This window comes from Asaia astilbis JCM 15831 (assembly GCF_000613845.1).
GTDB lineage: Bacteria > Pseudomonadota > Alphaproteobacteria > Acetobacterales > Acetobacteraceae > Asaia > Asaia astilbis.
The window spans coordinates 279,007-291,079 of the sequence record NZ_BAJT01000001.1; the positions used below are offsets into that span (position 1 = coordinate 279,007).

Sequence of the window (12,073 nt, forward strand, 5' to 3'; positions counted from 1 at the left end):
GCGTCTCACAAAGAGGCGCTCCTGGGGCGTAAAGCGTTCAGGCGAACGAGAAGCATCTTGTTGCAGGGACGGGAGATAAAGTGGTCGAGGGCACTCCCCAAGGCGAACGCGGCCACGAGTACCACAGGGTAAAGAATCCATCCGTCTTTTGGGGAGAGGCGCACCCAGTGCGCGAGTGCGACGATAGGCATGATGACGACATGTGGCTGAGATAGAGTTCGTAGCTTCGTTGGCTCCAGAGGCGGAGCCACCCTGTGCCGCTTCGCGTTGCTGTCGCCCCCCAGTCCCGAGCGAACGCCCATAAGGTCAAAGCGATGGACGCGTTGAAAAAGAGTGGCGTCGCCCATGAAAAGAGGGACCATACGACAGAGCCCCAAAATAAGTAGGCGCAAAGTCCGCCTGCGCCGCACCACCCGGCGAAGGCGGTCGATCTTTGGCTGTTTGCCGAGACCGCGGAGCGGAAGAGAAGGCTGTTACGACGCCTGTCGCAATGGCGCACAGGCCCGGCCCGTAGGCTTTCTCCTGCCAGATTTCCGGAGAGTTCCGCAGGATCCATTCGCACCACGGAGCCGCCAGAGCAAGCACAAGGGCGCAGGTCAGTAAGCCGCCTCGGTATCGCCCAAGGGTCAGACAGACGAGGGGGAAGGCAAGGTAAAACAGCTTTTCGACCGAAAGGGACCACAAGACGTCCCAATAGGCAGGAAGATAGCCGGTGCGAGCTTCGTAGACGTTGAGATGCTTGAAGAGGGCGGAGAAGGCAGCTCCGCCAAGGCTCTGACCGGCAGAGAGCGGAACGAAGCTGGGCACGCGAAGAGCCCCAAGCAGGGAGATGATGACGATCAGGCCGATCAGACAGGGCATGATGCGGGCGACACGTCGGCTGACGAAGTCGTAAAGATCGAGGCGTGCCGGGTTCCCCCAGCGTTGGACCATATGAGTCGTGATGAGAAAGCCGGAAATGACGAAAAACAGGGTGACACCTTTGGGGCCATCCCAGGTGAGCGCCCTGAGCAGGCGCTGCGGCAGGTAGCGGGAAAGGTCGGTCTCTGTAAGAGGAAATCGCAGCGCCAGGTGATGGATAACCACCAGTAGAATGGCGATGCCGCGCAAGCAATCGACTCCATTATTGCGTTTAAGGCCGTCGACTGGGAGCGGAGGGGGTAAGGTAGAAGTCTTCAAAGTGGCATCCCCTCGTAATTCAGTCTCCATTAACAGTTTCATTTTTCAGTCGAAATCAGGGCGACGATACACCCCTCGGTCGTCGATCAAGGCGATCCGAAGCTTGAATAATCTGATCTGGGGTTATCTTTCACAAAATTCGTGGTGTTTCTTCAGTGATGAGGCCTGAGTATGAACTTTTCTCGCATCAAGATGATGTGAGAAAAGGGATTCGTCATCTGGATCGGTTATCATTCTTTTGTCGATGATTTCTTCACGACAACACGGAGTATAGGATGATGCAGCAGATGATTACTGCGGTATTCGACACAGCCCGTCATGCACAAATTGCTGTCGATGACCTTCTGGGATCCGAGATCCCCTCAGCGTCCATTCACCAATATCGTCTGGTCGCCGGGGCCGAACCGGAAATGGCCATTCAGCCTGAAAATGAGCTGCATCGCCCGATGAGCCCTGGGCGTGGCTTATCAACGATCATCCGCCGCCATCCTCAAGCCGATCCCGTCAAGTGGCCCTTTATCGGGAGTGTCGATCTCGCAATGAGCCGGTCGTTGTGACGGTCGGGCCGTCGCATGTCCCGAAAAGTAAGGTGAGGAAGATTCTGACCGATCATGCCCCGTTGGAAATGAGGGGCGTTTCAGAGGGAGGTTCTTATGCGAACACGTCGCTTGAAAAAGAAATTCAGATGGACCCGGCGTAATTTGGCCCCTCGGTCTCTTTCCAAATAACGCGTCATCACTCAAGTCCGGCAAGAAAGTCCGACATGGCCTCATGACGCGAAATAAGCCAACGCCCCTGAGAGTTTTTTCTCAGGGGCGTTGGGTTTGAGGGTTATTCAGAGGCCGATATCGCGTCTGAAGATGCCGTCCGTCCATTCGATAGCGGCCACGCCCTCATAAGCGCGAGCACGTGCCTGCTCTGCAGTCTCGGCCTTGGCGCAAACGGTCAATACACGGCCTCCCGAAGCCACAAGAACATTTTCGTTAAGGGCTGTTCCCGCCTGAAAGACAGAGACGCCCGGAACGGCTTCTGCACGGTCGATGCCCCGTATGGCGCTACCCTTGGTCGGGGTGCCGGGATAGCCACTTGCGGCGAGAACGATCGAGATCGACGCTTCGTCCGTAAAGCGGATCGCGGCGTTGTCGAGCCGTCCTTCGGCGAGGGCTTTCAGGACAGGGAGCAGATCTGAATCGAGACGGATCAGAAGCGCCTGGGCCTCAGGATCGCCGAAACGCACATTATATTCGATAAGCTTAGGGCCATCCTCTGTCAGCATCAGCCCTGCAAAGATGATCCCCCTGAACGGGGTGCCACGACGCACCATTTCGGCCAGCATTGGCCGCACCATGATGTCGAGCGCTTTTTCCTGCGCGTTGCGGTCGAATTGGGGAGGGGGAGAGATTGCGCCCATGCCTCCGGTATTGGGGCCGGTATCGCCTTCGCCAATGCGCTTATGGTCGCGCGCCGCCCCGATCAGCACCGCGTCGTTGTCCGAGCAGAAAGCAAAAAGGGATACTTCCTCTCCGACAAGGCATTCTTCGATCACGATGCTCGCCCCGGCTTCGCCGAAGCTGCGATCGGTCAGAATGTCGATAATGGCGCTTTCTGCTTCTTCGAGAGACTGGGCGACAATAACGCCCTTACCAGCTGCCAGCCCATCAGCCTTGATAACAATCGGTGCGCCGCGACGGCGGACGAAAGCCAGCGCTGCCTCCGGTTCTTCAAAACGCTCCCATCGTGCCGTGGGAATGCCTGCGGCATCGGCCACATCCTTGGTGAAGCTCTTGCTGCCCTCGAGCGCACTGGCTGCCTGGCTCGGCCCCGCGCAGGCAATTCCGGCTTCGATGCAAAGATCGGTCAGCCCGGCGACAAGCGGTGCCTCAGGGCCTGGGACGACAAGATCGATTCGCTGTTCTTTTGCGAAGGCGACGAGTGCGGCAACATCATCGGCGGCGATTGGCAGCAGTGTGCCGAGAGGGGCCATACCCGGATTTCCGGGCGCAATGTACAGTGCCTCGAGCTCGGGAGAGCGTGAGAGGCAGGCTGCCAGAGCATGTTCGCGTCCGCCTGATCCGACAAGTAACACCCGCATCGTCATTCTATCCTGTTCTGACTGGTCGTAGCCCGCGTTCCGTAGCATAGACTGCGCTCATGAGCGAAAACGATCAGAGTGCGGGCGGTAACGTCCCTGAATATTCGGTCAGTGAAATTTCGGGCGCCATCAAGCGAACGCTTGAGGGGGGATTTGCCCGTGTGCGCGTGCGCGGCGAAATTACCGAGCTCAAGCGGTACCCCTCGGGGCATGTCTATCTTTCCCTGAAAGATCAGGGCGGTAAGATTTCTGGCGTTATCTGGCGGGGTTCGGTTTCCCGTCTGGGGATGGCACCGGAGAACGGTATTGAGGTGATCGCAACCGGCCGGGTCTCGGCCTATGGCGACCGTTCGAGCTACCAGCTTGTGATCGATCAGATGAGCTTTGCCGGAGAGGGGGCTCTTCTCGCCAAAATCGAAAAGCTGCGTCAGAAATTATTGGCTGAAGGGCTGTTCGACGCTGAGCGTAAAAAGAAGATCCCGTTCCTGCCGCGGCTGATCGGTCTTGTGACCTCGAGCCGGGGCGCTGTGCTGCATGATATTCTGACCACGTTGTCGCGTCGCTTTCCCCGCTCGGTCCTCGTCTGGCCGGTCGCCGTGCAGGGCGAGGGGGCTGCGGCCCAGATCACGGCGGCGATCGAGGGATTTTCCCGCGTTCCTGGCCGTCCCGATTTGATTCCCGATCTCCTGATCGTGGCGCGCGGGGGCGGGTCGCTCGAAGATCTCATGGCGTTTAACGATGAGACTGTGCTTCGCGCGGTTGCTGCCTGTCCGATCCCGCTTATCTCTGCTGTCGGCCATGAGACCGATACGACCCTGATCGACTACGTCTCCGATCAGCGCGCGCCCACGCCGACGGCTGCTGCCGAAATGGCAGTGCCGCTGCGTTCGGAGATGGTGGCCGATCTTGCTCATCGCGGCGCGCGTCTGGCGGGCGCGTTGTCACGCCAGTTGCAGGTCGCCCGTGCACGGGCCGATCAGGTGATAGCGCGACTGCCGGATTTACCGACATTGCTCGAAACGGCGCGTTTCCGGCTTGATGAGCGCGGTCAGCGTCTGGAGCTGGCTTTGCCCATGGTGGCATCGCGTGCGCGGCAACGCCTCATGGGGCTGGAAGGGCGTTTACCTTCCGCCGCTCATTTTCTCGGGCAGAAACAGGCGGGGCTCGGCCTTGCAAGTGCCGCGCTTTCCTCAGGGATCAGGCACCGCATGCAGCGGGAACGGGCTGGTTTTGCCCATGCTCGCCTCGGAACGGAGAGTTTTACGGCGCGGCTGGGCCTCGATCATGCAAGGCTGGCCGGGATCGCGGGGCGGCTTGAAGCCGTTTCGCCAGAGGCCGTCTTGGCGCGAGGCTATGCATTGGTGCAGGATAGTCGCGGAAAACCGGTGACGACAGCCTCTGGACGGCCTCGTGGCGGAGCGATCTCATTGCGCTTTGCTGACGGCGCCCGTCAGGGACGGCTCGATCCTCTCGGGACGGAACAGGAAGAACAGGGGACACTCGGGTTATGAAGCATTTCTCTCTTGCCGGCTGGAGTGCCGGACTGTTCGCGATCGCTCTGCTTGCAGGATGTTCAGAGCCCAGCCCCTCTCAGTCTGCTGCCCAGATCTCGCCCCGTCAGCCCTCGCAGGATTTTGCGCCCGGCATGACGGCAGAGACGCCTCCTGCCAATGAAGCGCTCCTGACCAATGACCCCTCCGCGCCCCAAAGCACGCCGCTCTGCGGTGCCGTGCAGCAGGAGACCAATCGCATGGGGGCGAAGGTCTTCGGTGATGGTCTGGCGTCGGGCAGTGCCTGTCCTCAGAATGCCTGCTTCGATCCGCTCACCGGCACCTATATCGCCGCGTCGGGGGCACGGAGCGTCTGCCGCTAAAGGGTAAACGGTTATTCCCTGGTTGCTCTGACCTGAGGTGCCAAATTTCTGTCAAAGAAGCGCACCAAGGCAGCATTGAACTCCGAGTGGAATAGAACACGATTGAATTCTGGCGCGCTCCGGCAGATCGGCAGGCTCTCATAGCCTGCCCGGCAAGGGGCCAGAAGATCGAAGTGGCCTGCGAGAGGCACAAGATGGAACTCCGGCTGCTTCGGAAGGCTCTCCCGAACCGGCTCGACTGACCTCGGGGTTGGCTCAGCCCATACAGACAATCTCGTATTTCTGCCTTCCCGTTCGTTCATGGCCTGTTTCGCGATGCTCTTGCACGTCAGGCCGGATGTGACGGCTTTCAGGTGCATCGCTCCTGGTGGGTCGCGCGAAAAGCCGTTGCACGATGGGAAGGAGCTCCGAGGTCCTTGCGTCTTTATCTGGTCAACGATGTCAGTGTGCCGGTGTCTCGTGCCCATGTCGTCCGGCTTCGCGACGCTGGATGGCTGAAGGATAATGCCTGAAACTCAGTCATAAAAAAACGGGGCGGTAGAGGCCGCCCCGTTTTCTGGTTGTGTTCAATGAAAGGCTGACTGACTCAGCGCTTCCACCAGCCTGTGCGCGGCTTCGCCGGTGCAACCTCATCGACATTGATGGGCTGCGCTGCGGCGGGTTCTTCAGCCTTGGGCTTGGCTTTCGTCGCACGCGGCTTTTTCGCTGCCGGGGCTGCCGTTTCCTCAGCGACCTTGCGGGTGGCCGGGCGACCGCGACGAGGCTTGGGTGCCTCTACCTCGGCCACGGGTTCAGACGCAGCAACCTCTTCTGCTTTGCCTTCGCTGACGACAGCCGCGACCGGCGTCTTGCGGGGGCGACCGCGACGACGGGGAGCGGGCTTGTCCTGATCTGCTTCGGCAACAGCAACCGGCTCTGGAACCGGGGCTGAGTCAGTTGCAACCGTCTCTGTCGGAACCGGTTCAGCCTGCTCTGCAGCGGCGGGTTTGCGACGGGGGCGACCTCTCCCCGCAGGCTTCTGGCTTTCCGCTCCGGTGCGTGACACTTCGGCCTGAGGAGCGGGCGAAACGGCTTCTGCCTTTTCCACATTGGCATCGGTCGTCGAGGTGACGGTCGGCTTTGGCTCCGTGTTGACCGCAGACGGCTTGCCGAGACGGGACTCAGCCTGTTCGATCATATCGAAGATATCGAACGAGCCACCACCGAAGGGATTGGCCGGTGTCGGGCCGACCCAGCGGTTCTCACGCTTTTCAGGTGTAGTGCGACGCTCGTCGTCACGACGTTCTTCACCGGAACGAGCCTCGCGGACCTGCTCGGCAGGAACGCGCTCTTCACGCGACACGCGACGGGTGCGCATGCGACGACGTCCCGGTACGATCAGCGCTTCAGCGTTGTCTGTGGAAGTCTCTTCCTGAGGTGCCGCGGTTGCTTCGGCAGGCTCTTCCTGGTGTTCCACAGCGGCTTCTGCTGCCTCGTGGGTGTCACGTGTGTCGTCCGAGCGACGGCCATTGCGACGACGACGACGGCGACGGCGACGGCCCCCATCCTCCCGGCTTTCTTCCCGCGCGTTGTCGCTGAGCGAGGTCTCGTGATGAGTTTCCTCTCCCGAACCGATCTCGGCGTCCTGATCGTGCTCCTCATAAGACGATACCGAGGGAATAGCCTTTGCCTGCGGTTCTGCCTCAATGACCTGAGCGTGGGCCTGCGGAGCACGGGGCTCTGCCGGAACCTGCGCGCGCAGGCGTTCGATACGCAGATCGGCTGGTGTCAGGCTGTCATCCGGCTGGAAGAAGACGCGCATGCGATGGCGCTGTTCGATCTCGCCCAGCCACTCACGCTTGTTGTTGAGAACATACAGCGCGATGCCCGAGGTGATGTGAACGCTGATCTCGGCAGCTTTCTGCTTGAGCCCTTCCTCTTCGAGCGCGCGCAGAACGTGGAGTGCCGCACTTTCGATGCCGCGCACATGACCCGTGCCCTGGCAATGCGGGCAGGCGACAAGAACCGCCTCGGAAATCGAGGGACGCAGGCGCTGGCGCGACATTTCCAGCAGGCCGAAATGAGAAATCTGGCCAATCTGGATCCGCGCGCGGTCGGAGCGCAGCGCATCCTTGAGGCGCTTTTCCACCATGGAGTTATGCTTGCGGCTTTCCATGTCGATGAAATCGATCACGACAAGTCCGGCAAGATCACGCAGGCGCAGCTGGCGCGCGACTTCGTCAGCGGCTTCGAGATTGGTCCTTACGGCCGTATCTTCGATGTTACGCTGACCGGTCGAGCGGCCGGAGTTCACGTCGATCGAGACAAGCGCTTCTGTCTGGTTGATGACCAGATAGCCACCCGATTTGAGCTGGGCTGTCGGAGAGAAGATCGCGTCGAGATGACCCTCGACATGATAGCGGCCGAACAGGCTCTGGCTCTGGTCGCGCCAGAGTTTCACCTTGTTGACGTTGTGCGGCATCAGGAGGCGCATGAATTCGCGCGCGTTCTTCCAGGCCGGTTCACCGTCGATAACGATCTCTTCGATGTCCTTGCTGAACACGTCGCGGATGGCGCGCTTGATCAGGCTGGCTTCTTCATAGATGAGCGTCGGTGCAACGGAAGACAGCGTGTGGTTGCGGATATCGTCCCAGAGCTGGAGCAGATATTCGCAGTCGCGTGTGATTTCCGGACCCGGACGCTGAGCGCCTGCGGTACGGACGATCATTGCCATGCCACGCGGCAGTTCGAGCTCGGCAATGATATCGCGCAGGCGCTTGCGGTCGCTGTCAGACGTGATCTTGCGCGAGACGCCACCGCCGCGCAGGGCGTTGGGCATCAGAACGCAATAGCGACCAGCCAGCGAAACATAGGTGGTCAGGGCAGCGCCCTTGTTGCCACGTTCTTCCTTGACGACCTGCACCAGCAGGATCTGGCGGCGACGAATGACTTCCTGAATTTTGTAGTTGCGCAGGAAGCGGGCGGTGCGGCGAGCGGCTGCCCCTTCGTCACCCGTGTCATGCTCGCCACCGACGGTTTCGGGGCGCGCATCGTAGGTGTTCTGTTCTGCGGTCTCGGGCTCTTCGGAAGCGGCGCTCTCGCTCTCGGCCTCGACGCGCTCATCCGCACGGAGATCTTCGTCCTGAAGGGCGAGCAGCTTTTCGCGGTCGGCAACCGGGATCTGGAAGTAATCCGGGTGGATTTCACTGAAGGCCAGGAAGCCGTGGCGGTTGCCGCCGTAATCGACGAAGGCGGCCTGCAGGCTCGGCTCGACGCGGATTACTTTGGCGAGATAAATGTTACCTTTGATCTGCTTCTTGGATGATGTTTCGATGTCATAATCTTCGAGACGATCACCATCCATAACCACGACGCGGGTTTCTTCCGCGTGGGTGGTGTCGATCAGCATACGCTTGTTCATATAAAGGGAAACTCCGGTCGGCCCTTGTCACGCCCGGTTCCAGGCCCTGTGGAGACACAGTGGCTGTTCCGGCGCGTGCGGCAGAATGTCGAGGACTTTTGAAAAATAAGGAGCCATCAAGCCAGCGCTCGCGGAACAGCGTCGGAAGACGGGCATCGCCCGATCCGGTAGTTTTCCACAAAACGAGACTGGCAGATTTCATGCGGCCCCAACGAGTTGTCATCTGCGCCCCGGGGTTCGAAGTCTATCCTCTCCTGACGTTCCTGCGGCGTGGGCCGGCGGAAGGGAGGGGCTCTTGCAAACCATGATGGCGCGCGAAGCATGACGGAAGACGGGAGCGGCGCGTTGGAGAGCTGAGCCCTGTCCCTGTCGCCGGATCAACCGTCTCGTAATCCTTCTCCTTCAGGATGACCGAAAATACGGCCTCGCGCAAGACTCGTGCTTTGCCATGTTGACACCGCATTGCGATGCCAGAAAATGGGCTGTCGCCGTCCTTCCCCAAAGGTTGTTCCATGCCCTTCCTGAAGCCGACCCGCCGCCAGATGCATGGTTTGATCGGAGCGGCTATGGCGAGCCCATCTCTTCTCTCAGGTGAGGCAGCGCTCGCCGCCGTGCATCACGGGACTCATGGAGGTAAGGGCAAAAAAGCTCCTGCCATCACGGGGAAAGCACAGCCACCGAAGCCTGTTGTCATGCTCGACCCCGGCCATGGAGGGAAAGATCCCGGCGCGATCGGAGTAAGCGGCACCTACGAAAAGCATATAGCTGCTGCAGCAGCAAAAGAGCTTTATCGTCAGATCAAGGCAGCAGGTCACTATGATGTGGTGATGACCCGTGCAGACGATCATTTCATTCCCCTTGAGGGGCGCGTCGATCTGGCGCACCGGCATAAGGCTCAGCTCTTCATTTCCATGCATGCCGACGCCTTGCACGATCCGGGCGTGCGGGGCGCAAGCGTCTATACATTGTCCAACGGTGCGTCGGATGCGCAGACAGCCTCTCTGGCTCAGACGGAAAACAATGCCGATCGTTTTGCCGGTCCTGCGTTTCACGGCATGTCGTCGGAAGTGCAGGCTATTCTGACCAGTCTCGTTCATGAGGAAACGCGACGCGGATCAGCTCATATGGCAGCAAGTGTCGTCTCGGCGTTCAAACCGCGTATCGGGCTCTTGCGCACCCCGCGCGTCACGCTGGCTTCGTCGTGCTCAAATCGGCCGATATTCCGTCTGTCCTGGTCGAAATGGGCTTTATGTCCAACCGGCATGACGAGGCAGCGCTTCGTCAGGGCATTTATCGTCAGCAGGTTGCCAGTGCCATGAATGCCGCGATCGACCGCTATTTTCGAGGCGTGGGAACGAGCCCGACCCGTTCAGGCTAGAAAATTGCCGCGGAGTGCTAGGCAATGGCTGCCGTTATGGAGTAGGAGGGATGTCATGGAAATTCTGGCCCCCTCTGTTGGCATCATGCGTCGTGCGATTGCACGCGATCAGCTGTGCCCGGGCCTCCTTCTTCGTACGCTTCGACTTATCAGCCTGAACGCATTTCGCCGCCAGTCAGTCTGGCGCGTTCAGGGGGATCATGATCGTGTTGCCCAAAGCTATGAAAAGAAAAATCCATGACTATTTCTCATCCATCGTTCGGTACGGTTGCTGACGACCGCGTAATCATTTTCGACACGACCCTGCGTGACGGCGAGCAATCGCCGGGCTTCTCGATGAATCTCGAAGAGAAGATCCGTATGGCGAAGGCGCTCGAAGAGCTGGGCGTGGACGTGATCGAAGCCGGATTTCCTGTCGCCTCACCGGGCGATTTTGAGAGCGTGCAGAAGATAGCGGAAACCGTGCGCGAAGCGGTGGTCTGCGGATTGGCGCGCAGCGGTGGCAAGCGCGACATCGAAGCAGCGGGCGAGGCAATCGCCAAGGCGCCGCGCCGCCGCATCCATAACTTCATTTCCACGTCTCCGCTGCACATGAAATACAAGCTCCGTATGGAGCCCGAAACGGTGCTGGACCTGATTGCGGAAGGCAACAAGGCGTCGCGCCACTTCACCGATGACGTGCAGTGGTCAGCCGAAGACGGCTCACGCACCGAGCCGGATTTTTTGTGCCGCTGCGTCGAGACAGCCATTCGTCACGGCGCAACGACGATCAATATTCCCGATACGGTCGGTTTCACGACGCCCGACGAATTGCAGGCCATTTTCACGATGCTGCGCGAGCGCGTGCCGGGCGCGGAGAAGGTGATTTTCTCGACCCATAATCATAACGATCTGGGGCTGGCCGTTGCCAACACCTTGGCCGCTGTCGCGGGCGGTGCGCGTCAGATCGAGTGCACCATCAACGGTATCGGTGAGCGGGCAGGGAACGCCGCGCTCGAAGAAATCGTCATGGCAATTCGCACGCGTCGCGACAAGATCCCGTTCCAAAACCGCATCGAGACGCCGCGTCTTCTCGGCATGTCACGTCTGCTGGCCAATATCACCGGTTTCGACGTTCAGCCGAACAAGGCCATTGTCGGGCGCAATGCCTTCGCCCATGAAAGTGGTATTCATCAGGACGGTATTCTGAAGAACGCCGCTACCTATGAAATCATGACTCCTGAAAGTGTGGGCTGGAGCAAGACGTCTCTGGTGCTGGGCAAGCATTCAGGCCGAGCCGCCTTCCGCGACAAGCTGAAGTCGCTGGGATACGCGCTGCCCGATGAGAAGATCCAGGATGCGTTTGAGCGCTTCAAGGCTCTGGCGGATCAGAAGAAGACCGTGTTCGACGACGATATCCGTGCGCTGGTCGATGACGAAACGCGTGATCATGATCGCATCCGTTTTGTCTCGCTCGATCTTGCCGCGGGCTCGAAGCGTCCGGCCGAAGCAGAGCTTGAGCTGCAGGTCGATGGTGTTGCGAAATCGGCCAAGGTCACGGGTAACGGTCCGGTTGACGCGGCGTTCAAGGCGATCGGCGAGATTTTCCCGCATGATGCGGTGCTCGAGCTGTTCTCCGTCGGGGCTGTTACCGAAGGAACCGATGCTCAGGCGAAGACGACTGTCAGACTGCAAGAGGGCGGCAAGATGGTGGACGGACAGGGAGCGGACGCCGATACCATCGTTTCCGCGGTGCGCGCTTATGTGCACGCCCTGAATAAATTGATGGTCAAGCGGACGCGTGCTGAACCGGAAGCGCTCCCGGTCTGATCGACGAGCATTTTTGCGCAGTGTTCTCGTCTCTGTTTTAGGGAGCCGAAAATGTCCTTGTTGGCGTGCCTGTGACGATACAAAAAACCTCTCGACCTCGTAGGAGGCGAGAGGTTTTTTGTTGCTCGTGAGCGAGGGGGGCTCAGTAGCCGTTCTGGTACCCGGAGTATCCCGCTGCGCAGGATAGGTCTGTTGCGGGTAGGCTTGCTGGGGATAGCGGGTTTGCTGCGTTGCCGGGTAGCCGGGCTGGGCATAGCCAGCCGGATATTGCTGCGGATAGGCCTGCTGGGGCTGATTGTAGTAATTGCCCTGATTGCTCGGCCTGTTGGGTGTGGTGGCTGC

9 protein-coding genes and 1 pseudogene are annotated in these 12,073 nt (G+C 59.8%); 7 read left to right on the forward strand and 3 right to left on the reverse strand.

The features are described from left to right. Positions 1–306: 306 nt before the first annotated feature. Entirely contained in the window at positions 307–1,221 is a 915-nt protein-coding gene (locus JCM15831_RS15690) for an acyltransferase family protein (protein ID WP_084490492.1), read from the reverse strand. Between the two features lie 233 nt (positions 1,222–1,454). On the opposite strand from JCM15831_RS15690, the gene JCM15831_RS01285 reads away from it, so the two are divergent. After that, a complete protein-coding gene (locus JCM15831_RS01285; protein ID WP_025822143.1) occupies positions 1,455–1,736 on the forward strand; it encodes a hypothetical protein in 282 nt (93 codons plus the stop codon). A gap of 278 nt (positions 1,737–2,014) precedes the next feature. Here the strand turns inward: JCM15831_RS01285 and purD are convergent, their stop codons facing one another. Beyond that, positions 2,015–3,271: a phosphoribosylamine--glycine ligase gene (purD, locus tag JCM15831_RS01295; RefSeq protein WP_025822145.1), complete on the reverse strand. Its 1,257-nt coding sequence runs from the start codon at positions 3,269–3,271 to the stop codon at positions 2,015–2,017. Positions 3,272–3,330: 59 nt separating this feature from the next. Between purD and xseA the strand changes: the two genes are divergently transcribed. The 3 genes from xseA to JCM15831_RS20745 all read left to right on the forward strand — a co-directional run bounded on the left by xseA (position 3,331) and on the right by JCM15831_RS20745 (position 5,656). After that, a complete protein-coding gene (gene xseA, locus JCM15831_RS01300) occupies positions 3,331–4,782 on the forward strand; it encodes an exodeoxyribonuclease VII large subunit (RefSeq protein WP_025822147.1) in 1,452 nt (483 codons plus the stop codon). Further along, positions 4,779–5,144, forward strand: coding sequence for a hypothetical protein (locus JCM15831_RS01305; RefSeq protein ID WP_025822149.1), 366 nt, complete (start codon positions 4,779–4,781; stop codon positions 5,142–5,144). The genes xseA and JCM15831_RS01305 overlap by 4 nt, the downstream gene beginning before the upstream one ends. 353 nt (positions 5,145–5,497) lie before the next feature. Continuing rightward, entirely contained in the window at positions 5,498–5,656 is a 159-nt protein-coding gene (locus JCM15831_RS20745; RefSeq protein ID WP_232227916.1) for a LytTR family transcriptional regulator DNA-binding domain-containing protein, read from the forward strand. 74 nt (positions 5,657–5,730) lie between these two features. On the opposite strand, the gene JCM15831_RS01320 is transcribed toward JCM15831_RS20745, so the two are convergent. Next, positions 5,731–8,544 carry an Rne/Rng family ribonuclease gene (locus JCM15831_RS01320; protein WP_025822153.1) on the reverse strand — a complete coding sequence of 938 codons (2,814 nt, stop codon included), beginning with the start codon at positions 8,542–8,544 and terminating at the stop codon, positions 5,731–5,733. A 542-nt stretch (positions 8,545–9,086) separates the two neighbouring features. Here JCM15831_RS01320 and JCM15831_RS15695 point away from each other — a divergent pair. From JCM15831_RS15695 to JCM15831_RS01340, 3 genes and pseudogenes are all read left to right on the forward strand, one after another. Further along, positions 9,087–9,922 (forward strand): annotated as a pseudogene (locus JCM15831_RS15695) (N-acetylmuramoyl-L-alanine amidase family protein). A 55-nt stretch (positions 9,923–9,977) separates the two neighbouring features. Continuing rightward, positions 9,978–10,163 carry a hypothetical protein gene (locus JCM15831_RS01335; RefSeq protein WP_025822155.1) on the forward strand — a complete coding sequence of 62 codons (186 nt, stop codon included), beginning with the start codon at positions 9,978–9,980 and terminating at the stop codon, positions 10,161–10,163. After that, a complete protein-coding gene (locus JCM15831_RS01340) occupies positions 10,160–11,731 on the forward strand; it encodes a 2-isopropylmalate synthase (RefSeq protein WP_025822157.1) in 1,572 nt (523 codons plus the stop codon). Before JCM15831_RS01335 ends, JCM15831_RS01340 begins: the two co-directional genes overlap by 4 nt. Positions 11,732–12,073 lie beyond the last annotated feature (342 nt).

Excerpts from the sequence above, each read along its gene's own strand:
- JCM15831_RS15690 (WP_084490492.1), bottom strand. The coding sequence starts at position 1,221 with ATGAAACTGTTAATGGAGACTGAATTACGAGGGGATGCCACTTTGAAG.
- JCM15831_RS01285 (WP_025822143.1), top strand. The coding sequence starts at position 1,455 with ATGATGCAGCAGATGATTACTGCGGTATTCGACACAGCCCGTCATGCA.
- purD (WP_025822145.1), bottom strand. The coding sequence starts at position 3,271 with ATGCGGGTGTTACTTGTCGGATCAGGCGGACGCGAACATGCTCTGGCA.
- xseA (WP_025822147.1), top strand. The coding sequence starts at position 3,331 with ATGAGCGAAAACGATCAGAGTGCGGGCGGTAACGTCCCTGAATATTCG.
- JCM15831_RS01305 (WP_025822149.1), top strand. The coding sequence starts at position 4,779 with ATGAAGCATTTCTCTCTTGCCGGCTGGAGTGCCGGACTGTTCGCGATC.
- JCM15831_RS01320 (WP_025822153.1), bottom strand. The coding sequence starts at position 8,544 with ATGAACAAGCGTATGCTGATCGACACCACCCACGCGGAAGAAACCCGC.
- JCM15831_RS01335 (WP_025822155.1), top strand. The coding sequence starts at position 9,978 with ATGGAAATTCTGGCCCCCTCTGTTGGCATCATGCGTCGTGCGATTGCA.
- JCM15831_RS01340 (WP_025822157.1), top strand. The coding sequence starts at position 10,160 with ATGACTATTTCTCATCCATCGTTCGGTACGGTTGCTGACGACCGCGTA.